The organism is Paenibacillus oryzae (assembly GCF_001675045.1).
GTDB classification, from domain to species: Bacteria; Bacillota; Bacilli; order Paenibacillales; family Paenibacillaceae; genus Pristimantibacillus; species Pristimantibacillus oryzae.
The window spans coordinates 47061-68229 of the sequence record NZ_LYPA01000051.1 but is presented as its reverse complement, the minus strand read 5'-3'; the positions used below and the strand labels follow the sequence as shown (position 1 = coordinate 68229).

At 48.2% G+C, this 21169-nt stretch carries 17 protein-coding genes and 2 tRNA genes; 5 read left to right on the top strand and 14 right to left on the bottom strand.

The features are described 5' to 3' along the window. Positions 1-469: 469 nt before the first annotated feature. From A7K91_RS11035 to A7K91_RS11025, 3 genes are all read right to left on the bottom strand, one after another. Positions 470-4039 carry a FecR domain-containing protein gene (locus A7K91_RS11035; RefSeq protein WP_068682574.1) on the bottom strand — a complete coding sequence of 1190 codons (3570 nt, stop codon included), beginning with the start codon at positions 4037-4039 and terminating at the stop codon, positions 470-472. A gap of 2 nt (positions 4040-4041) precedes the next feature. Continuing rightward, on the bottom strand, positions 4042-5787 hold the full coding sequence (locus A7K91_RS11030) for a stalk domain-containing protein (protein ID WP_082967383.1): 1746 nt from the start codon (positions 5785-5787) through the stop codon (positions 4042-4044). Between the two features lie 1276 nt (positions 5788-7063). Beyond that, positions 7064-8899, bottom strand: a complete 1836-nt coding sequence (locus tag A7K91_RS11025) for an adenylate/guanylate cyclase domain-containing protein (RefSeq protein ID WP_068682572.1) — start codon at positions 8897-8899, stop codon at positions 7064-7066. Positions 8900-9111: 212 nt separating this feature from the next. On the opposite strand from A7K91_RS11025, the gene A7K91_RS11020 reads away from it, so the two are divergent. Then, a tRNA-Asp gene (locus tag A7K91_RS11020) sits at positions 9112-9185 on the top strand. A gap of 188 nt (positions 9186-9373) precedes the next feature. Further along, positions 9374-10354, top strand: coding sequence for a tRNA glutamyl-Q(34) synthetase GluQRS (gluQRS, locus tag A7K91_RS11015; RefSeq protein ID WP_068682570.1), 981 nt, complete (start codon positions 9374-9376; stop codon positions 10352-10354). Here the strand turns inward: gluQRS and A7K91_RS11010 are convergent. The 3 genes from A7K91_RS11010 to A7K91_RS11000 form a co-directional block, all read right to left on the bottom strand. After that, a complete protein-coding gene (locus A7K91_RS11010; protein WP_281198617.1) occupies positions 10351-10749 on the bottom strand; it encodes a secondary thiamine-phosphate synthase enzyme YjbQ in 399 nt (132 codons plus the stop codon). The genes gluQRS and A7K91_RS11010 overlap by 4 nt on opposite strands. Beyond that, entirely contained in the window at positions 10746-12164 is a 1419-nt protein-coding gene (locus A7K91_RS11005) for a SulP family inorganic anion transporter (protein WP_245697419.1), read from the bottom strand. The genes A7K91_RS11010 and A7K91_RS11005 overlap by 4 nt, the downstream gene beginning before the upstream one ends. A 97-nt stretch (positions 12165-12261) precedes the next feature. Further along, the gene (locus A7K91_RS11000; RefSeq protein ID WP_068682566.1) at positions 12262-12672 is read right to left on the bottom strand and encodes a hypothetical protein; all 411 of its coding nucleotides are present in this window, start codon (positions 12670-12672) and stop codon (positions 12262-12264) included. A gap of 215 nt (positions 12673-12887) precedes the next feature. On the opposite strand from A7K91_RS11000, the gene A7K91_RS10995 reads away from it, so the two are divergent. Both A7K91_RS10995 and A7K91_RS10990 read left to right on the top strand, forming a co-directional pair. Continuing rightward, positions 12888-13478: an RNA polymerase sigma factor gene (locus A7K91_RS10995; RefSeq protein ID WP_068682564.1), complete on the top strand. Its 591-nt coding sequence runs from the start codon at positions 12888-12890 to the stop codon at positions 13476-13478. Further along, complete coding sequence (locus tag A7K91_RS10990) at positions 13459-14265, top strand: DUF4367 domain-containing protein (RefSeq protein ID WP_068682562.1); 807 nt, start codon at positions 13459-13461, stop codon at positions 14263-14265. Before A7K91_RS10995 ends, A7K91_RS10990 begins: the two co-directional genes overlap by 20 nt. 102 nt (positions 14266-14367) lie before the next feature. Here the strand turns inward: A7K91_RS10990 and A7K91_RS10985 are convergent, their stop codons facing one another. From A7K91_RS10985 to A7K91_RS10950, 8 genes are all read right to left on the bottom strand, one after another. Next, a complete protein-coding gene (locus A7K91_RS10985; RefSeq protein ID WP_068682560.1) occupies positions 14368-14844 on the bottom strand; it encodes a hypothetical protein in 477 nt (158 codons plus the stop codon). A gap of 197 nt (positions 14845-15041) precedes the next feature. Beyond that, a tRNA-Lys gene (locus tag A7K91_RS10980) sits at positions 15042-15113 on the bottom strand. Positions 15114-15156: 43 nt separating this feature from the next. After that, positions 15157-16446: a DUF6080 domain-containing protein gene (locus tag A7K91_RS10975; protein WP_068682558.1), complete on the bottom strand. Its 1290-nt coding sequence runs from the start codon at positions 16444-16446 to the stop codon at positions 15157-15159. 22 nt (positions 16447-16468) lie between these two features. Next, positions 16469-16789 carry an EamA family transporter gene (locus A7K91_RS10970; protein ID WP_245697417.1) on the bottom strand — a complete coding sequence of 107 codons (321 nt, stop codon included), beginning with the start codon at positions 16787-16789 and terminating at the stop codon, positions 16469-16471. Next, positions 16776-17111, bottom strand: coding sequence for a DMT family transporter (locus A7K91_RS10965; RefSeq protein WP_068682557.1), 336 nt, complete (start codon positions 17109-17111; stop codon positions 16776-16778). The genes A7K91_RS10970 and A7K91_RS10965 overlap by 14 nt, the downstream gene beginning before the upstream one ends. Then, positions 17093-17734 carry an HAD-IB family hydrolase gene (locus A7K91_RS10960; protein WP_068682556.1) on the bottom strand — a complete coding sequence of 214 codons (642 nt, stop codon included), beginning with the start codon at positions 17732-17734 and terminating at the stop codon, positions 17093-17095. The genes A7K91_RS10965 and A7K91_RS10960 overlap by 19 nt, the downstream gene beginning before the upstream one ends. Positions 17735-17760: 26 nt before the next feature. Then, positions 17761-18672: a decaprenyl-phosphate phosphoribosyltransferase gene (locus A7K91_RS10955; protein ID WP_068682553.1), complete on the bottom strand. Its 912-nt coding sequence runs from the start codon at positions 18670-18672 to the stop codon at positions 17761-17763. Between the two features lie 32 nt (positions 18673-18704). Further along, positions 18705-19184, bottom strand: a complete 480-nt coding sequence (locus tag A7K91_RS10950) for a 6-pyruvoyl trahydropterin synthase family protein (protein WP_068682551.1) — start codon at positions 19182-19184, stop codon at positions 18705-18707. Between the two features lie 207 nt (positions 19185-19391). Between A7K91_RS10950 and A7K91_RS10945 the strand changes: the two genes are divergently transcribed. After that, positions 19392-21083, top strand: coding sequence for a methyl-accepting chemotaxis protein (locus A7K91_RS10945; RefSeq protein WP_068682549.1), 1692 nt, complete (start codon positions 19392-19394; stop codon positions 21081-21083). Positions 21084-21169: the final 86 nt, after the last annotated feature.

The following is a 21169-nucleotide window of genomic DNA, read 5'->3' as shown; positions in this document are numbered from 1 at the left end:
GCTGTACCATGTTCCCATGCAAAAAACACGCTGTAGGTGCTTAATATGCCCGGATACAGAATAACGCGCCGTTGGTGCTGAATATGACTAGATACAGAATAACGCGCCGTCGGGTGCGGCGCGTTTCTGCATGGACGATATCATAAAATGAAGTTGGGGACATCGGCGGCGCATCATTCCAGCCACCATCGGCGGCGTATTCGGTCTTGCGGACATCGATGTCCTTTAGGAGCTGTTTTTCACGAAATGTCACTTTGTAAAGGACATTTGCGTCCGTAAAACCCCATAATCCTGCTGGTTTATACCAATTGGGACCGCTAAAGGACACGGATGACCGTTGCTAACGACAAACTAAGCTATTTCAGCTTTTAACGGTCATTAATGACCGGCAAACAACAGATCAGGCCAGATTCTCCTACATCTCCAAACCATTAATTGAGAATTTATCCCGCACCTCAGCTAGTTTTAATTACAGTCTGCGTATATTAGCTAACGACCACAATATCTTAAGGTCAAACGGCGGTTCCTCTTCCCCGTTGCCTCTCAACTCTCCCCATAGCCATCCGCCCTTCTCTTGAATGTCGGCCTTATTCATTCCGATAAATTCCAATACATCCTCGAACTGCGCTTTTGCTTCTCCTTCTCCTTCTCCCTCTCCCTCTCCCTCGTAGGACTCCGCAAAAAGAGCTTCTCTGGCTTTTCTGTTTTTGTCATCCAGCAAAGCAACATACTCAGTCACCGAAAAATGTAACTCGGCATCTTCATTCAAATCCCAGGCATCAATTTGCAAAATAACACCATTGATTTCGCCCAGTTCGACAAATGGAGTCCGCAGCTTCAAGGTTTGGATGACGGCCCCTTCCGAAAGAGACAGCAACCTAGGTTCAAGGTTTGCTTCATTGCCTTCCTCGTTGCCTTCTTCACCTTCTCCTCCGAGGTAAGGGCCACTTCCGATATCTACCCAATCAAAGATTCCTGCCAATACGGTTTGCCCTGGCGTTTCAAAGATCACCTCTGGGGTATAGAGGCTCCTAACCTCCGGATTCAATTCAAGGCGTGAAACATTGGTGTCCGTCACATAGATAAATGAAGGAAGATCAGGCGTGTAGCTTGTAAAACCTCCAGAGCCATCAGCTCCTTCACTAATATCTTTTATCCAAATTTCAGGACTTCCAAATTCATATTCATATTCATATTTAAATTTAACGCTATCGTTCAGCGTAACGCTGCCTCTAGGCGTATCGATGATCATATCACCATTGATGAGCAGATTCCGAATTGTATAAGTTCCTGATCCGGCACCTTCAATCTTCAGATTATTCACCTCGAGCGGCCCCTCGTTGTTCTCGACCCATTCATCAGATGGTCCCAGCAGACGGTCCTCATTGCCACTGACATAGACCGTAATGGTATGCGGCAACTCGCCATATTCACCATTCAAATAATCAATAGGAGTGATGGTTACTGTCACATAAGCCTTCAAGTATCGTCCCTCATCGGCGATCACAACGATTCTGTATTGCCCCGGGGGGAGCCCCTCTAGGAAAATAGCGCCATTCACAGTGATTTCATTTTCAAAAACGCTATAACCTTCGCCAACGCCGTATTCATCAAGGGGAGTACCGTTTTCATCCAGGTATTGCAGCCAGATTTGATTAACAGAATCTGCCCAATCGGCATTTTCTTCAAACGCAATAACAACGTCTTTCCCTTGCTCAACAGCGCCGGATACGCTTAATGTTGGAGGCAGCTCTTTTCCCAAAACATGCCCGATAGCTTCTCTTGCACGCTGAAGACTTTCGAAGCCATTATAAAATTCTATCTCACGGTATTCAATCAACTCATGCGCATGCCATAGAGTGGCATCTCTGTAACCAAGAACCTTCAATATACTTAGCATTTCCTCGTCGCTTTCGGTTTCATTAAGCACCCTCAGCTGGGCTGCCTCTATAGCGGCAATCGCTTCATAAACCGAAGGGTCGGGTTCTATACCCGATGCAAGAAGAATCGCTTTAATAGCTCCAATTACTCCGCTCAGCTTGACGCCTTCCGCCCGGATATCCAATACCCCGTCAAACGTCGTACCTTCTTCCACCTGAATGGTTACGCCAGGGTGGCTCACAATAAGATTGCCCCTGAATTCACCCTTTAGCACAAGGGTTTCAACGGCCCCTTCAATTGTAATATCGCCATGATAAGCCCCCTCCAGCGTGACATGTCCGGAGCCGCTTATTCGCACAGTCGAATTTGACGCCTCCCCGGCCAAAATAACCCGGGTTCCCGTCTCATCAGCAACTACGATTTCACCGCCGTGCTGAGCCTCGCTTCTGAAGGTCTGCGAAGCCACGTCAACAATCGTTGTTGTGCCACTTACCATAACGCCGCTCAGCAGGCTAACGCTGCCGCCGGGCACATTGACGTTCAGATTTCCATTGATGGAAAGATTGCGTAGGTCATATCGGCCAATTGCCGCTGCATCGCCAGAAATGGTAACATTGCCATTAACCGTTAATCTTCCGCTTGCCGGACCGTAGGTTACATTTTCTGCGCCGGATACAAGTTGCGAAATTGGCCCGGCGATGGAGCCTGTCCCGTTCAACGGAGTACTGCTGCCCGGGTCAGAAGTTGGCGTTGGCGCCGGAGTTGTGACAGGTGTCGGCGTAGGGTTTGGTGTCGCCACTGGTGCAGATGTCGACGCAGGAGCCGTCGAGGTCGGAGATGGCGTTGCGGTTACAGCGCCCGTCTCCAGTTTTTTCTTGGCCTCCTCGAATTCCTTGGCCTTCTCAGTCCCAAGCGCTTTTTTATATTCGCTCTCCAGCGCCGCCTGTCTCTCCTTTGCGGCCTTTTCATTAGCTTCACTTAATTTTTGAAGCTCGGCCAACCGCTGCTTTGCGGCCTCCTCCGCACTTTGCTGGATTTTGAGCGCCTTATCCTTTTCCTGCTGCAGAAGTCGTTCGCGCTCCAGCATAGCCTGCTTCACTTTTTTCTGTCTGGCCAGTTCCTCTTCGCTTAATTGCTGAGGTCTGTTATCGTCCAGTACAATCTTTTTGTCCAGACTTTTGTTGGCGCTATCCACTTGAGCACGGACAATTTTCTCATCGACCTTGCCTAGCTGAATGGCCTTTTGTACTATAGCGCCAACCAGATACTCCAAATTGTAAATAAGACGATCCAGGTCCGTTTTATTATGGATGTCCAGGCTGCCTGCTTGCGTTGTTCCGCCATTCAGCTCTGAACTTAACCTTTTAATGAATTCATCGTTCTCCTGATCAATCTTATATTTGCTATCAATAATCGCTTTTAATGTTTCATAGCTAAGCAACGATGCTATTTGGTCAATGTCGATTATCGACGCTCCCAGATGCCATACTTTATCGTCAGTGTTGAAATAAGTCGTTAACGTCTGTCCGGGGTAGATGGAGACATTTTTGTCAACATGATCTGCCGGATTTTTGGATTGAACAACTCCAACCCCCGACATAATAAGGAAGTTGGAATCCCCGTTTCTGGGGTCAACCGTAACAAACAGCGTTGTTCCCCGAACGCCCATGACGGCTGTTGGCGTTTCCACCTCAAACTCCTCTTCCGTGGATACAAGCGAGCTGGCTTTAATCCAGACGCTGCCCGTCCAGAGCGTAAAATTGGATTTTTTCTTACCGCTTTTTTCTTTTAACTCCGAGATATAGAGCGATGAGCCCTCTCCAAGCGTAGCTTCATCTCCCCGATCCTGCACCTTGATGGCTACCGAGGATTTGTTCCCTGTTTTGAGATGGTCGCCAGCATTCAACGGCATATTTTTATAGGCTTTAAAATATTTTTTGCCGCCGGCTTTTTTCACTTCCACGGTTCCCGACACGCTCAAAATGGTAGCGATTCGCACGCTTTCGGCAGCCGCTCTTCCCGTAAAGGGGCCCAAAACCGCCCCCAGCATAAGCGCAAGCACCACCATCATCGCCAGCATCCTGACCGTCATTGGAGCAGCAGGACGTAAAACGACAGCCCCTGCTCGTGAGTCAAGCTTGTTTCCAGATGCCTCCATACTTATTTATTCCCTCCGTTTCCGGCTGATGCGCCGCGAATGATAACCGTCTTGCTATCTGCATGCCATTCCACGCTGGAGTCAATCAACTCGCTAATATAACGAACCGGGATGTAGGCAGTGCCCTTCTGAATAAATGGTGCGGAATCCAATTCATAGTTAACCGGAGTAGCGCCGTTTTGACTAACAAGAGCAAGAGCCTCATCCAGCTTAAGCGTTACCGCCAGGCCTTCCTTTTCCAGGAGAGCTTCGCGTGTATCTTGTTTGTAAGTGACTTTATAGCCTAATGCTTCTCCAACAGCCCTGACCGGGGCTAATGTGCGTCCCTTGCGAAGCTCGGCTTCCACGGCAAGCGGCTTGCCCTCTATCCCCGTCACGATCCGCACAGCCGTTTCTCCGGCCTTCCGCTCTGGCAGCTTCTGCAGCGTTATTTTGCGAATTTTGTTATTATAGCTATCCGCTACCAGCACAGTGCCGTCCTGGCCAAGCGCCACCGCAGACGGCATCTGCAGACCATGCTGCCCTTCGATTCCATCCTCCCAGCCGCGTTCGCCATCTTGGCCGCCCGCAAGTGTGATGACCTCCCCGTTCAGCAAATAACGTACGGCGTGATTCAAGCTATCTGCGATAAGCAGCCCGCCCTCAGGCGTAACCGCCAAACCTCGCGGAAAGCGGAACAGCGCCTCTGCTGCTTTACCGTCCCGGTAGCCGCCCTCTGCGTAAAGCAAATTGCCCTCCGCCCCGCCATCTGCCCCATTCACGGTATTTGTGGATGCTGCTGCGGTTGCAGCTGCTGGGGATGCCGTCATTGCTGGAGCTACTCCGGCAACGGTCGAAACCGTTCCGCTTGAAAGGTCGATATATCGAATGAGCTGATTGCCCGTGTCGCTAATATACAAATTGCCTTTGGCGTCCAATGCCAAGCCAGAGGGCTCGTTAAACAAAGCCTGGGCTAATGCGCCGTCCCGGTAGCCGCCGCTTTCCACCAGCAATCCCGGCATGACCTGGACTCCGCTGTTTTGCTTGTCGTTTAACGTCGTAACTGTTCCGTTCGGCGTAATTTTACGAATGAGATGGTTCAAGGAATCCGCTACATATACATTTCCGTCAGGATCAACAGCAACCGATTGCGGGTAATAAAAGCGCGCTTCCTTCCCAACGCCGTCTTCTCGTCCCAAAATACCGTCGCCAGCCAGCGTTGACCATTTGCCCTGCGGCGAAAGCTTTCGGATGGCGTGATTGTCAGCATCGGCAACATACAAATTCCCGGCGGTATCCCCCGCCATGCCAACCGGCGAATTAAATTCCGCCTTATCGGCGGCTCCGTCGCTCAAAGCTCCAGTGGGCAGACTGAAGCCGTCGATCCAATACTTCAGCCCGGCATAGGTCGATACTGTGCCATTCGACAGCTTTCGTATTTGATGATTGGTTGTATCCGCTATGTACAAAGTACCGTCAGGCAGGGCAAGCAAGCCCTGCGGGGAACGAAAAGCGGCCGACAAAGCAGAACCGTCCCTGTCGCCAGGCTCCCCCGAGCCGGCAATTGTGGATACCTCCAGCAGAAGGCTGCCGCGCTCTCCCCGAATGGCATCCCCAATGCCAAAGGGCTTCACGGATTCCGATGCGGCGAATGCGTGAATGTTGACGCTTAGTGCAAGCAGCGTGCTTGCAGCTAATAAACTTGCTCCCTTGACCAGTGCAGACATACGCCCTGCCATTTGTACGTTTTCCTTTTGCTTAACACGCAAATCTCTCAACCCCCGCTAGTTTATTCAGTCAAAATGCCTATTATCTCAAAGCTGAAAATAGTATTCAGCAATTGGCTTCCTGCTTTTTCAAAAATTTAGGTATGCTTCCGATTCCACAAACCTGGATGTTTAGGTCGGGCGTATTGATAATGCAGTCTCCTTCAGCATATATATGTAGGCCTATTTTACTGTAAGGTTGTCCATATTTCTCTACCCCTTTTGCATTATCTATTAGAGGAAGTTCAAAAAGTCCGCTTCCCATTACGGGGCATGACTGGCGTCATGGCCGGCGGCGAATATGGCATTCAGCCGAAATCTCCGATCCTCACGTAGCTCCCACTACGCTCCGGTTCTCGATTTCTAGCTTCATGCCATCTTCTTGGTACTGGAAAACCGAACTTTTTGAACCTCATTTTAATGGGTCGTTCAAAAAGTACGCTTCCCATTACGGGGCATGACTGGCGTCATGGCCGGCGGCGAATATGGCATTCAGCCGAAAATTCCGTTGCTCACTTAGCTGACACTAAGCTCCGCTACTCATTTTCTAGCTTCATACCATCTTCTTGGTACTGGAAACCGTACTTTTTGAACCTCATTTTTATGGTCGTTCAAAAAGTACGCTTCCCATTACGGGGCATGACTAGCTTCATGACGGGCGGCGAATATGGCATTCAGCCGAAAATTCCGTTGCTCACTTAGCTGACACTAAGCTCCGCTACTCATTTTCTAGCTTCATACCATCTTCTTGGTACTGGAAACCGTACTTTTTGAACCTCATTTTTATGGTCGTTCAAAAAGTACGCTTCCCATTACGGGGCATGACTAGCTTCATGACGGGCGGCGAATATGGCATTCAGCCGAAAATTCCGTTGCTCACTTAGCTGACACTAAGCTCCGCTACTCATTTTCTAGCTTCATACCATCTTCTTGGTACTGGAAACCGTACTTTTTGAACCTCATTTTTATGGTCGTTCAAAAAGTACGCTTCCCATTACGGGGCATGACTAGCTTCATGACGGGCGGCGAATATGGCATTCAGCCGAAAATTCCGTTGCTCACTTAGCTGACACTAAGCTCCGCTACTCATTTTCTAGCTTCATCCCATCTTCTTGGTACTGGAAACCGAACTTTTTGAACCTCATTTTAATGGGTCGTTCAAAAAGTACGCTTCCTATTACGGAGCATGACTAGCGTCATGGCGGGCGGCGAATATGGCATTCAGCCGAAATCAGCGCATGCTTACGAAGTATGTTTCCTCCGGAAACATTTGAGATCCTCACGTAGCTCCCACTACGCTCCGGTTCTCGATTTCTAGCTTCATGCCATCTGCTTCAACATCTAGTACCTCGTATAGCTTAACGGGAACGGTTTTGCCTTTCATCATCCGTTCTCCGATGCAATTGTAGCGGAACCGCTCAGCCGTCCGGGAATACGTCTCCTCCGACACCAGGATTTGATTGGGCTGGGTATTGGATTCGATACGGGCGGCTATGTTGACGTTGTCGCCGATTGCCGTGTAGTCCACACGCAGGAAGGAGCCGATATTGCCAACAACGACCATGCCGGTATGAATGCCGATGCCTACGCTTACGGTGACGCCGTATTTTTCCTGTATTGCCCTTCGCACCTCGATCATGGCCTGTTGAATATCCCATGCCGTTTTGACCGCGCGGTATTCATGATCCGCCACATCCAGCGGCGCGTTAAAGATAACCATGGCCGCATCCCCGATAAACTTGTCGATTGTTCCTCCGTTATCCAATGCCTTCCGTGTAATAACGTCAAACATCGTATTAAGGAAGTCCAATACCTCCTCCGGCTTCAGCTTCTCGGATAAGGTCGTAAAGCCGCGAATGTCCAGAAACAGAATGGATAGCTCTTTATTGATTCCGCCAAGCTGTATTTCCCGGTCGCTTCGAGCAATTTCCTTTACAAGATCGGGAGATAGATAACGGCCGAACTGCTTCGTAATAAACACCTTTTGCTTGTTCTCCATAAATGATTTGATCGCAATGTTAACGAGGTAGGTTAGAAGCAACACCGTAAGCGACTCCACTGCTTTAAAATGCCAGCCCAGCAGCATATAGCTTCCATATTGAGCCAGATACAGCAAAACGGCTGTGCCCGCCGCAAGCAGCAGACTTATGACGGTACGGAAGCGCCAGGCTGCTGCAATCATCCAGGCAAACAAAAGAACGGACGCTGCCGTTGTCCATATGCCGGGAAGCTCCCGTATGCTTTCCCCGTGCAGTAGCTGGTGAACAATATTGGCATGAACGTAGACCAGCTTCATATCGCTTTCGGTCGTTGTAATTCCGGTATCGTAGCCAACGGCAGAAAAGCCGATCAGCACCAGCATATCCTGAAAATTTTCAGCCGGAAAATCACCCCGGTATACGTCGATAAAAGGCACGCTCCAGAAATCGCCGGAGTGCATGTTGTAGTCGATCAGTATTTCGCTCCGTTTGTTTTGCTCAAGGAAGCTGCTGCCGTCCGCCCCGGCCATCTCCGCCATTTTATAGGCCAGCGACGGGGTTGGAGGGCCTTCAGGCCGTCCAAGCTGCAGCCAGGTGCGGCGGATGACGCCGTCACTATCCAGCCGGGAGTTAATATGCGCCCGCTCTGTCAGCTCCGCAAAGGCGGGAATGGGATCGACCCATTCCGATGGCTGGAGCAACTCCGACCTGCTCTGCCCTTCCAGCGACTTCGAGAACTCGCTTTCCATATTGGCGTAAGAGGGCAAAATAATGCCTTCGTGGCGGGCCAGCGCCTCCGCAAAGGCTTCATCCGCCTCCGGCGTGCTAGGCGAGGTGAACATTATATCGAAGCCTACAGCTGTTGGCCCGCCCTCCTCCGTGTACATTCTATCCAGCAGCCTTGCATAGATATCCCGTGTCCACGTATTAAACGAACCAAGCTCCTCCAGCGTCGCTTCATCAATTGTAATGACCAGAATTCGTTCGTCCGGCGTCTGGGATTGAGCTTGCGACATGTTATAGGCAAACAAAGCGCGGTCCAGCGGCAGAAGCGCCTGCTGTACGATCAGAACGGCCAGCAAAACCACTAGTGCCGTATTCCCGATCCAGGCCAGCTTATGCGCAACTTTTTTCATATGTAAACCCCTCTCAAAATGAGTATGAATAATGATATCTTTTTGTCGGTTTAGTGACTTTGTCCCTCTCATTGTAGCTTATTTTTTTTGAAAAAAATGTGAAGCAGCATTCATTTTTGAAAAAAATGTAGAAAAAAAGTTTATATTGACGATAAGAAGAGTATCGTGTTAATATCTTATTTGTGCCTGATTCACATTGGGACAACCCATATGGAGCCGTGGTGTAGAGGCCTAACATGCCTGCCTGTCACGCAGGAGACCGCGGGTTCGAATCCCGTCGGCTCCGTACTACAGAAGAAGCAACATGAACCTGTTTTTCGTTCATGTTGCTTTTTTGTTGTCTCTGCATTTTGGAAGGCGCTGTCTTTAGATTTCGGAAGGCTTTCATAGTCGTCAGGAGACTTTCAATGTTAGGTCTGCTGAGTGTATACTTTTAAACAATGAGGTTCTGTTTTTTGTTATGAGGTGATGGTCATGACGAGACGCGGGCGATTTGCTCCAACGCCTTCGGGTTTATTTCATATGGGGAATGCTTTTTCGGCCTTGGCTGCATGGCTGCAAATGCGCCAGATCGGCGGGCAGCTTCTTCTGCGAATCGAAGATATCGACAAGCCGCGCTCACGCCCTGCGTTTGCGGAGCAGCAAATGCAGGATTTGCGCTGGCTAGGGCTTGATTGGGATGAAGGACCCGATATTGGCGGTCCTCACGCACCCTATGAGCAAAGCAAGCGGGAGGATTTGTACGAGAAAGCTTTAAATGAGCTGGTGAAGAAGGAACTCCTGTACCCCTGCTTCTGCAGCAGGGCCGAGCTTGCATCCATAGGCAGCGCGCCGCATGGGCTTTCTTCGGAGGGAGGGGCTTATCCCGGCTTCTGCAGCCAGTTGACGGAAACGGAGCAGGCAGTGCGACGAATCTCCAAGGAGCCTGCCCTTCGCTTCAGGATGCCGCACCGTCAGTGGACCTTCTGCGACGCCTTTGCCGGAGAGCATGATTTTAGCGGGAAAGCGCTGGGCGATTTTGTGGTGAAGCGTGCTGACGGGATGTTCAGCTACCAATTAGCTGTTGTAGTGGACGATGCCGCCATGGGCATTACCGATGTGCTTAGAGGCCGCGACTTATTGGACTCCACGCCCAGGCAGCTGGCGCTTTACGAAGCGTTAGGCCTGACCGCGCCAAGCTTTGCCCATGTGCCGCTGATCGGAGATGCGTCCGGGGAGCGTTTGTCCAAACGCGATAAATCGCTGACGCTGGCTTCGCTGAGGGAGGATGGCGCTTCACCTCAACGGCTGATCGGACTGATCGGCTGTCTTGCGGGCTGGCTGGACAGAGCCGAGCCTGTAACCGCTCATGAGCTGCTGCCCCATTTTACAACGGATGTAACGAAGGACAGGATGCTTGCGATCACTCCCGATATGCTGGATTGGGTGAGAGGAAAATCAATTTGCGATGATTAACCCGCCACAACTTTAACCATAAAGCGGCGGGTACGGGGCCCGTCAAATTCGCAGAAGTAAATTCCTTGCCACGTGCCCAGTATGGGCTTGCCGTCCTGAATCAGAACGGTCTGGCTCGTTCCCGTGTACATCGCCTTCAGATGTGCCGCCGTATTGCCCTCGGCATGCCTGTCCTCCTTATGATGCCATGGAAATACCTCATCAAGGCGCCGCAAAACATCGCGCACAACATCGGGATCGGCATTTTCATTAATCGCTATGCCCGCCGTCGTGTGGGGACAATACACGATAGCGTAGCCCTCGTCTACTCTGCTTTCCCTGATAGCTTCTCTGATTTGCTTCGTGATGTCGGTCATGCTGTCCCGGCCGCTGGTATACAATTCAAAGCTTCTCAACTTCTGCTCTCTCCTTTCAACTGCAAGCCTATGACTCTAACCTTGTACCCGCGTTCTCTCAGCTTGCGCCGAATATTGATAATACCCAGACGCGAGGTCCGATCCCAAAGATGCGCTTCCCGAAAATCCAGGCATATACGGGTAATCGGGTCATTCAATTGTATGGCATCCTGCAGCTCCGTGGCGGAGGCAAAAAAGAGCGCTCCTTTGACCCGGTACACTTTTTCCCCTTCTATCGTTTCCTGATTGATTTGGATGCGCGAAAGCTTGTAGACAAACACCGCCATGCTAAGCAGCACGCCAACTAATGCGCCAATGGCCAAATTATGAGTATAAATGCTTGTTGCAACAGTCGCGATCATAATGACCGTTTCGCTAACGGGTTTGCTGCGAAGCTTGAGCAGATATCCCCAATCAAAAATTTCAAAGCAAATCATAAGCATGACGCCAACCAGCGCCGCAACGGGGATGACGTTGACCACCTTGCCGAACAAAAGAATCAAGGCGAGCAGCACCACGCCTCCTGTCAGTGTGGACAATCTGCCCCTTGCTCCGATTTTGACATGGATGACGGATTCCGCAACCAGCGCGCAGCCCGCCATGCCGCCAAACAGCCCGGTTATGGCATTAGCAGCGCCTTGCCCCTTCATCTCACCGTTTTTATCGGTTTTTTCTCCTGTTTTTTCATCAATCATATTTTGCGTCAACAGCGTTTCCGTATAACCCACGAGCGACAACGAAAGCGCAAAGGGCAAAATAATGACCAGCGTCTGCCATGTAAAAGGAATATCAGGCAAGCCGGGCAGCGGCAGCGTGTTGTCGATAAGCACCTGGGAACCAATCGTCTCCAGCGGAAGTCCCATACTGAACGAAGCGACCGTAACAAGCGTCACGGCTACAAGCGGAGACGGAATCGCCTTTGTCAGACGGGGCAGCAGGTATACGATAACCAGCGTAACGGCAACAGCCGTCAGCATCAACCAATCAGCCTTGACCAGATGCCCCAGCTGATCCATCAGAATCAGAATGGCCAAAGCGTTGATGAATCCCGTAACAACAGCTCCAGGCACAAAATTCATCCATTTCCCTGTTTTAAAAACACCCATAAGAAACTGAATTATACCTGTCAAAATCGTCGCCGCAAACAAATACTGAACGCCATGCATCAACACAAGAGGAGCCATCAACACGGCCATGGAGCCAGCCGCGGAGGAAACCATCGCCGGACGCGAGCCGCAGAATGAAATAACAATCATAATAATAACCGTAGAAAACAAACCAATCATGGGATTAACTCCTGCAATAAACGAAAACGCAATCGCATCGGGAATTAAAGCCAGCGTAATCGTAATACCCGCCAGCACATCTCCGCGAATATTCGAAAACCATTGCTCCTTAGAAAATAAAGATTTCAAAAACCACTCAACCTTTCCCATCTTAGCTGCGGCAGTACATTGTGATATGCCTTTCCTATCATAAGGCAGGCCCGGTGTAATGGCAATGGCGGTGATTTCATCGGGTTGTTGCGTCTTTCACCTCCGTATTTTGCAAATAATTCATCACATGCTCAAGCCTAGTCGTCTGCAGCACAATTCTGGCATGATTAAACAGCATATAAACGTGATGCTCCGGCTCGTCCAGATCGCTCCCGTAGTGCAGCAAATATCGGCGCTCTCCCAAATCAATCGCTGTAAACTGAATTTGAGCGCCCTCCTGAAAACCAGCTCCTTGAACAAACGAGCCCCACTTTCCCTTTGACTCGTCACTTAGTGCATGCCGGCCGCTTGCCCAAAACAAATTCATGCAATAATCGCCTTTGGCATTGGCTCTCATCTCGCCAAGCAAAGCATCCTGCTCGGAGAAAAACAAAATAGGGAAACAAATGAAAATAAACAAGGCCGAGATAGCCGTCCATTTTTTCACTCTGCACCTCCATGAATCTCCGAAAAGCTTTTATACCTTATTAACACTTCCTCTCCCCCTATGGTAGCACTTTAGACTCATGAACAATTCCACATGCAGGAAGGAAAATATAGGTTATAATGTCGAAAGAGGATAGCGGATACATAAAAAAGTAAAAATTCAAAATTTGAAATACTTCTTAAAAGCGGTTTAATTGGCAAGGAGGGTCTTTAGTTATGCAAGGCAAGATGTTCCTCATGATTGGAACTGACTTTGGCGCGCTTGCGCCCAAAACTCAAGCCGAAATCTACCAGGAGTTCTATCAATTCGTCTATCCGCCCATTATTTATATGGTCAAGGATCATTCCACAACGGAGGATATGATTCAAGCTTCCTTCCTGAAGGTTATCGGACATGTGCCGGATGTGGACAGCGAGGCCAAGCTGAAGGGCTGGATCAGGGTCGTCGTTCGCAATACCGTATATAATTATTTTCGAAAAACGAAAAAAAATCGCAACGAAGTGTCTTCCGACAGTGTTTACGTAGATGAAGCCGTTGTGCAAATAAAGGATAATTTCTCCACGGAAGATGAAGTAGAGCTCAAAATGATGAGCGAAACGATCAGTCAATGTCTAAAAGAGCTGAAGCCGGAATACCAGGCGCTGATCGAGCTGCGATGGAAACGAGAGTTAAGCTATAAGGAAATTGCAGAACAGCTGGAACTAACCGAGGATAAAGTGAAATATAAGCTGCACAGGGCCAGAGAGGCTGTAAAAAAACGTTTTTTGCGTAGATGGGAGGAGCCAGATGAACAATCGGGGAGCTAACGGATTTGACGAAGCCTTTGACAAAGCCTTTGAATCGGCGGTTAAAGAGCAAACCTTTGTGCCGGATAGCGATGAATCATGGCTGCGGGTACAGCAAGCACTTGCGAAAAAAGCTAAGCGCAATGCCAAGCTCAAGTTGCTGCCTTATGTTGCGGCTTCCTTTCTGCTCGGCGCATTTCTTTTTGGAACGCCCGCGGCTACCAGCGCATTTACTCCGTTTATTAAATCCGTCGCTATCTACACGGATAATGTGGTGAACATCATTTTTGGAACGAGGGATGCAAAAGAGGTAAAGCCGATTACCGCTCCTCCACCCGAGCAAGAGGATAATGATATGGCAGAGATTAGCGAGCAAACTCAAAGCTCCGGCGTTTCCATCCTGTCGTTTACAAATTGGGGGGAGGCCCGGGAGCAACTGCCTTTTATGTCTTCGGGACAGCATATTTTCCCTGAATACTATCAAATGAAGGCTGCCACTATCGTTGTCCATGAAAATACGAAGCAGCTATTAAGCGCCAGGCTGCAGTATGAAGGCGAAAACGGGGAAAGCTTCCGTCTATTTTTCCGCCCGTTTAATAAGCAGGAGGATTTGTTTACAGCAACGGATAATGCCAAAAACAAATTTGAACGGTTGTCCCTTCTTCAAACAGAGGCTTACTTGACTGTAGGCTCCGACGGCAATAACCAAATTGAATTTGCATTAAATGATCTCTACATTGCTATTACAACGACGTTAGAAAGAGAGAGGCTGCTGGAAATCGCAAAAAGCATTCAACTGCCCCGCTAACTCCATTTATAATGGATTAATGGATGTCGCAAAGGACTGTGGAGCTGAGCGGAATTTTTCCGCCCAGCTGTCCGCAGTCTATTGTTTTTCATTGGCTTTGACTCAGCTTTTTAGAATAGATCCTGTCGTTTCGGTAACTTGCTCCGTTTTGCTTCCATGCTTGACATAATGACTAATTTTGGCTCTATAATAATACCCCGTTGTTGCCGAACGATTGACAAAATCATAGAAGAAATCGGTATTCTCCAGTTTCAATTTGGTTTCGCTTCCCGAATCAACCCAACTCGTCCCTGTCCATCTTTGCAATTGAAATATAGCCCCAATCTCGTCTACCGATTGTTTAGCGGTTGTGACCGCCGTGATGGTAATGGTGCCATTGTCGTTATTTCCTAATACGATTAGAGAAGATTCCAGATAAGTATAACCGTCATACAGGCCAAAGGGTTGTACCATTTCCGGCGGAGCGGATGTTTTGGGTTGCGTGAATTCGGCCGCGGCGGACACCATCGGAGTCACCGCCATAACCATTGCAAGCAGCATGCATAACGAAAGCCTCGAAAACTGTTTCATCCATTTCATTGAAAATTCTTCCCTTCCGTCTATTTTTTGTCTTTCACTTAGTTAAACACCTAAATGATTAATGGGGTTGATAAAATTTTAAAAAATATTTTAAAGAAACAGTGGTGAAACAGCACAATGCGCAACATGCCACGGGACGCAAGCAAAAGAACAACAGAAAAACGCCCTCCAGGGAGGGCGTTCCGAAAAAAATGGTATGGGACCGGTGGGGGTCGAACCCACAACCTACCGGTTAAGAGCCGGTTGCTCTGCCATTGAGCTACGGACCCATCCATTATATTATCATATTGTTAACCAAATGAAAAGTGAACATTATTTTAACGCGATCTGATCAAATTCCATTTTTATGGTTGATAGTGTTTCGGCATGCCGATAGATATTGTTGCCCGCCATAATCAATAGGGCCAAAACAAGTAAAGTAGTCAGCAGCTTCTTGCCGAGGCCAGGCCTAAGTAAAATAACGAATCTGCCCGCAAGAAGAAAGAAGGCAAACAAATAATGCGCCGCGTATAAATACATATCATACTGGAATACGGCGAGTCCAAAACCGATGACAATGTGCAGTATAAATGCAAATACCAGATAAGGGATCAGTGTCCATGTCTCGCGCTCGCGTATGCCATTAATGATACCGGCAAAAGCAAGCAGCAAAATTAACCCTCCGGCGAACACGACATAAAAGGGCATTGCTACTGACAAATCGGTTACAAAAGCCATCAGCCCCTTACTCAAAAGATGAACCTGAGGCGACAGCATCGGATTTATCGTCAGCAGAATAAGCGCCTGCCAGTGAATAGGGAATTGAAAAGGCGTTGCATAGCTCATTCCGCCCTTCTGGATACCAAGCAACCAATTATTCACCCAACTGCTTCCGTCAAACACGAGATACTGGATACCCGTTAATAAGGCAATAATGCCCACCGCAAGGGACATCATCCCGATAAATTTGAGTATCGCTTTTTTGCTTCTCCAAGCCGCCAAATTAACAAAAACACTTGCTGCAAAAGGCGCAACGTTGGTTGAGGTCAAGCCAAAGTTTACGGCTCCCAGCACTCCATGCGGAATATAGCGGGCATCTCCACGCTCGCGCACAAACTTCATATATGTAACGGAAAGAATAATGATAAACTGCGCATAAGGATAGGAGTCAGGAATAAAAGCTGTAAACATCAGATAAGAGCTGAAGCCGAATAGAAGCGATACAAGCAACGGGAGTGCTTGTCCGTGTGCTTTTTGACGAAGAAACAAAAATACCAGTGTAGCGGAAGCCGCATTCAAAACCGATTGAACGATCAGAAAAAACCAATTCTCTCCAAACAATCTTGCCCCGGTGCCAAGCACGGCCATTAAATAGGAGATCAACGGGTGAATGATTGATGAATTGTTTGTCGCATAATACATAGACGGGTCAAAATTAAACAAGTTCAATGGAAATAGAGCTGTTCCAAACGGATTATGATCCTGTACATCAGGAGCTATTGCATTAATGTAGCTGACGTAAGGGAGGTTTATTATGACATAAAATAAAGCAAGTCCGGCAAACAACAAAAAAGCAGTCCGGTTTGTTTTGCGATCAAAAAAAAGATAGTTCCAAAACTTCATTGTTTCACATCCTGTAAAATTGTTATTGTACCAAAATAAACAATCCAGCCATAATAAAACCGACTCCCGACCAGCGCAGCAGACCGATTTTTTCTTTAAAGATCCATTTGGCAAGAACCAGCGTCCATACATAAGTAAGCGCATTGGCCGGGAGAACAACGGTCAGCGGGAGAAATTTCAGGAGCAAAATGTTCAGTAATGCTCCCATGCCATAAAAGCCTAAGCCACCCGCTGCGTGCAGTCGCTTATGGCTGATAGCATATTTTTTTAATCCTGCGCCTCCCAAAGCTCCGCATAATGTCATAGCAATTAGCGTGATAATGATCCAGCTATCGTTCCACACTGGTTAACGTCACCCCGATTCCGAGCAGCAGAACAGCGGCAATTTTATTCATGGTAATCATTTCATCAAGTAAAAAATACCCGTACATAAACGCAAATACGTAGCTGGCGCACATAATCGGGTAGGCGACGGAAAGCTTCTCCTGTGAAAAAGCTTTGATCATCAGCAGCGCCCCCAAACCATAACATACGAATCCAACGCCCATATATCCCCATTGATGAAGTCCCCATTTCCAGAACAATTGGCCGGTGGCGCTCAGAAAGGCAGAAAACAGCATAAGCAGTTTACCAGCATGTCTGCCCTTTATTCGTTTTTGCCCCATCTGAGCTCCTCCGCTCCTGGCACACGCCTGTTTATAAAATACCGTTTTGCCACAAGCTCCATAATTGGCATATCGGAAGTTGAATCCGAATAAGCGCATGACTGGTCATAATCGATGATCTGATTTTGCCCTTTTAAATATTCCATGATGCGCCGAACCTTTTCTTCCCCTTTGCAATTGCTGCCATCTATGATGCTGGTATATCCTCCGTTTGGTCGGCGAACCAGTTGCGTTCCGATGACATGATCTACACAGGCAAACTCCTGAAAGAACTTCATATAAGCATGGGGAGACGCTGTTACAAGTAGAACTATATAACCTTCCCGTTTGCGTTCATGCATCTCCTCGTTCGCCTCGGCAAAAATAGCCGTCTGAAGCCTCGTCTTAAAAAAGTGCTTCAAATCTTCCTCGGACATCCGTTCAATGCCTTTAAAATAGGCACGTTTTACTTTTTCGACACTTACAATGCCTGCCTTATATAAGAAAGTAAACCAGAGGATAGCTGGCAATCTATATATAAGCGCAGGATAACGCCTTAAACCATAATCGACAAAATGAAACATTGAATCGATACTTATAATCGTTTTATCAACATCAAAAATAGCTGCCTTGACGCTGCTCAATTCGGGCTCCCTACTTTCTCCATACCTTACTCAAACACTGCAAAAATAGTAATTACGCTAACGACATATAGAATAACAGTGATCATGATCGGCTTGTCCTCCAGCAGCACGCGATCCGGCGACCCGCCTTCATTCTTCATATGAATGAGATACAGATATCGGAACATGCCATACACAACTAGCGGAATTGTCCACATAAGGTGAATAGTTCGTCCCGCCGTAAATGTAAACAGGCAATAGCTAATAATAGTCGCTGTCGTAACAATCGTATTCAACTGATCCAGCAAACTGACGGAATAAGAGTCCAGCACCTTCCGATGCGTTCCTGTATAGCCTTCCAAAAGCAGCAGCTCATTGCGCCGTTTGCCGATAGCAAGGAATAAAGACAACAACATCGTGCAAATTAGAAACCATGGCGTTAACGGGGCCTGTATCAAAATGCCTCCTGCAATAGCTCTCAGAACAAAGCCAGCCGCAATCGTCATCACATCAATAATGACAAGATGCTTGAGTACAAAAGAATACGCGACATTCAAAACAAAATAAATTATACATACAATCCCGAACAAGGGATTTATCATTAGTGCTGTCCCAATGGAAAGCAAAAGCAGGCAGCTCCCCATAAGCAAGGCATGCGCTGGCTGCACCTGGCCCGAAGCAATAGGCCGATGTTTTTTCACAGGATGCTGGCTATCTTTTTCCCTGTCCACATAATCGTTCAAAATGTACACACAGCCTGCTACCGCACAAAATAAGAGAAAACCCGATAAAACGGCAATTATCGTTTCTGGACGAATTAATTCAAATGAAAACAATAGCGCTGCAAAGATTAATGCGTTTTTGGTCCACTGCTTGGGTCTAAGCAGCCTAATCAGCCCGGAAAGCGGATTTCCGGATTTACTGGTTAATTCATATCTGTGTTTATTTTGTAAAAGCAATTGTTAGTAGCTCCTCTCATTATTTAAAGCAATCAAAAATCACAATCTCCGAATTTTCGATAGAGCGGACCTTCAGCCGGAATGTCTGCGGCCTCAACCTCCGCCCAGGCGCTTCCCGTTTCCCAAAGCTTGACGGAAAAGACCGGAAGGCCGTGGCTTAGCAAACGCCAGCATATATACGAAGCCAAATTTTCCGCAGTTGTGCGAAAACCCAGCTTTGCGATTTTGGAACCCGTGTTCTGAAGCGATTCCAGGACAGGCTCATTGCCCGCTGCCAAAAAAGCATGATCCAGGTGAGACAAAATATGCTCCTTCACAATGCTCTTCAAATGACTGAAATCCATAACAAAGCCTTCATCGGAAACCCCTTCCTCTGCAATCACGGGAGCCTTCAGCACAACCTCGAGCTTATACGTATGTCCATGGACATTTGCGCATTTGCCGCTGTGGCCGATAAGCTGATGCGCGGAATCAAACGTAAATATTTTACAAACGGATACTTCATTCATCATGTGTTGTTCACCTATTGTTTTTTTATCATTATACACCTCCTTGCTCCTGCAAAACATGAGAAAAATTGCAATTTCACTCTATTGAAATAAGTTAGCGCTTTCATTTATAGGATTTTCCTATAAACTGATAGTTTCGTATTGAAATCATTATTACCATCGTCTATCATTTAAGAATGCTATTAAAATATCCAAGAAGAGGAAAAAACAATGAAACTGACTATCAGCCGTAAACTTCTGGCAGGATTTCTTGCTGTGCTGCTTATTTTGACCGCGACTGTCTCCATCAGCTACATGCAAACCACCCTTGTTGACCGAACATACCGCGACCTCATTGAAGACAAGGCAGGCAAGCTGATTCTCATTCAAAAGCTGAATGTGGTTGTCAAGCAGCAGCAAATTGGCCTTCGAGGCTACCTCATGAATGGAGACAACAACGCGCTCCAACACTTCACAGATGCGCATACTGAATATAAGTCGCTTACCCAAAGCCTTGAGGGTATTGTAAACGAACCCGAAACGCAAGGCATGCTTCAGGAGTTGAATGACCTGGAAGCAGAATATTTCTATCTATCCAACCGCATTATCAAGCTCAAAATACAAGGCAAGGAAGACGAATCTATTAAATTGCTAAACACTCAGGGGCAGGATATTACGGACAGATTTGACGAAAAAGCCTCTCAGTTTACGACCTTCCAGCAGGAGCTGCTGGATAAGGGACAGCTTGACGCTTTACAGAAATCAGAGTCTATCCAACAATTGATTTTGTTGCTTGGGGTCGGAGCATTGTTATTGGGCTTGTTTGTGTCCTGGTTTATTGGCCGCCTTATCTCCAGACCCGTCAAGGCGTTAGCGCAAGCAGCCGAGCGCATTGCAGCAGGCGATTTGACCACAACGATTGCGGTTATTAAAAATCGGGATGAAGTCGGCGGTTTGGCTGCCGCATTTAATACGATGTCCGGCAGCTTGCGGACATTGATTCAACATGTGGGGCATAATGCCGAGCAAGTAGCTGCGTCTGCCGAGCAGCTTAATGCCGCCAGCGACCAGGCTTCGCTGGCCAGCCAGCAAATTGCCTCCACCATGCAGGAGGTATCCTCTGATGCCAGCAACGGATTTCATCATGTTACTGATGCCTCCGCAACGATAACGGATATGTCCCGCGGCATTCGCAGTATTGAAGAGGACTCCCAAAGCATGTCCTCCAAAGCATCCGAGGCCTTCCAGCGGGCCGAAGAAGGAAGCAAAGCCATTGACATTGCGGTGAGTCGTATGAACGAGGTCGGCAGCACAGTTGAGGAGCTGGGAGCCATGATTGATCGGCTTGACCATCGCTCCAACGAAATTAGCGCCATCAGCGGCGCCATTACCTCCATCGCATCACAGACCAATATTCTTTCCCTAAACGCCGGCATCGAGGCAGCGCGCGCTGGCGAGCTGGGGCGAGGCTTTGCTGTAGTCGCGGGCGAGGTTCGCAAGCTCGCGGAGCAATCCTCCGAGTCAGCGCATCAAATATCGGATTTGATCAGTCAAATTCAGGCCGAAACCAGACAAGCGGTGCAAACGATGCACAACGCCGCACAGGTCGTCCATTCCGGTATCGACGCTGTAGATATGGCTGGACGTTCTTTCCAGCATATTCAAGGCTCTGTGCATGAAGTAAACGATCAAATTCATGGAGTATCCGCCTCCGTACGCAGGATGGCTGAAGGTGCGGATGGCGTAGTAAGCTCCATGACTGTTATTACAGGCGTATCGGAATCTACCTTGGCCGGGGCGCAGCAGGTTTCATCGGCTACAGAGGAACAGCTTGCCTCCATGGAAGAGGTTGCGGCCTCCGCCAGATCCCTCTCTCAGCTGGCAGAGCAGCTTCAGCACCAAATCGACCGATTTAAAGTATAAGAAACCAAAGCCTTGCACCATACACAACGCTTGAAACTCTAGAAACTCAATCAGAAACGCCGCTGCGCCTCATGCGAAGGCGGCGT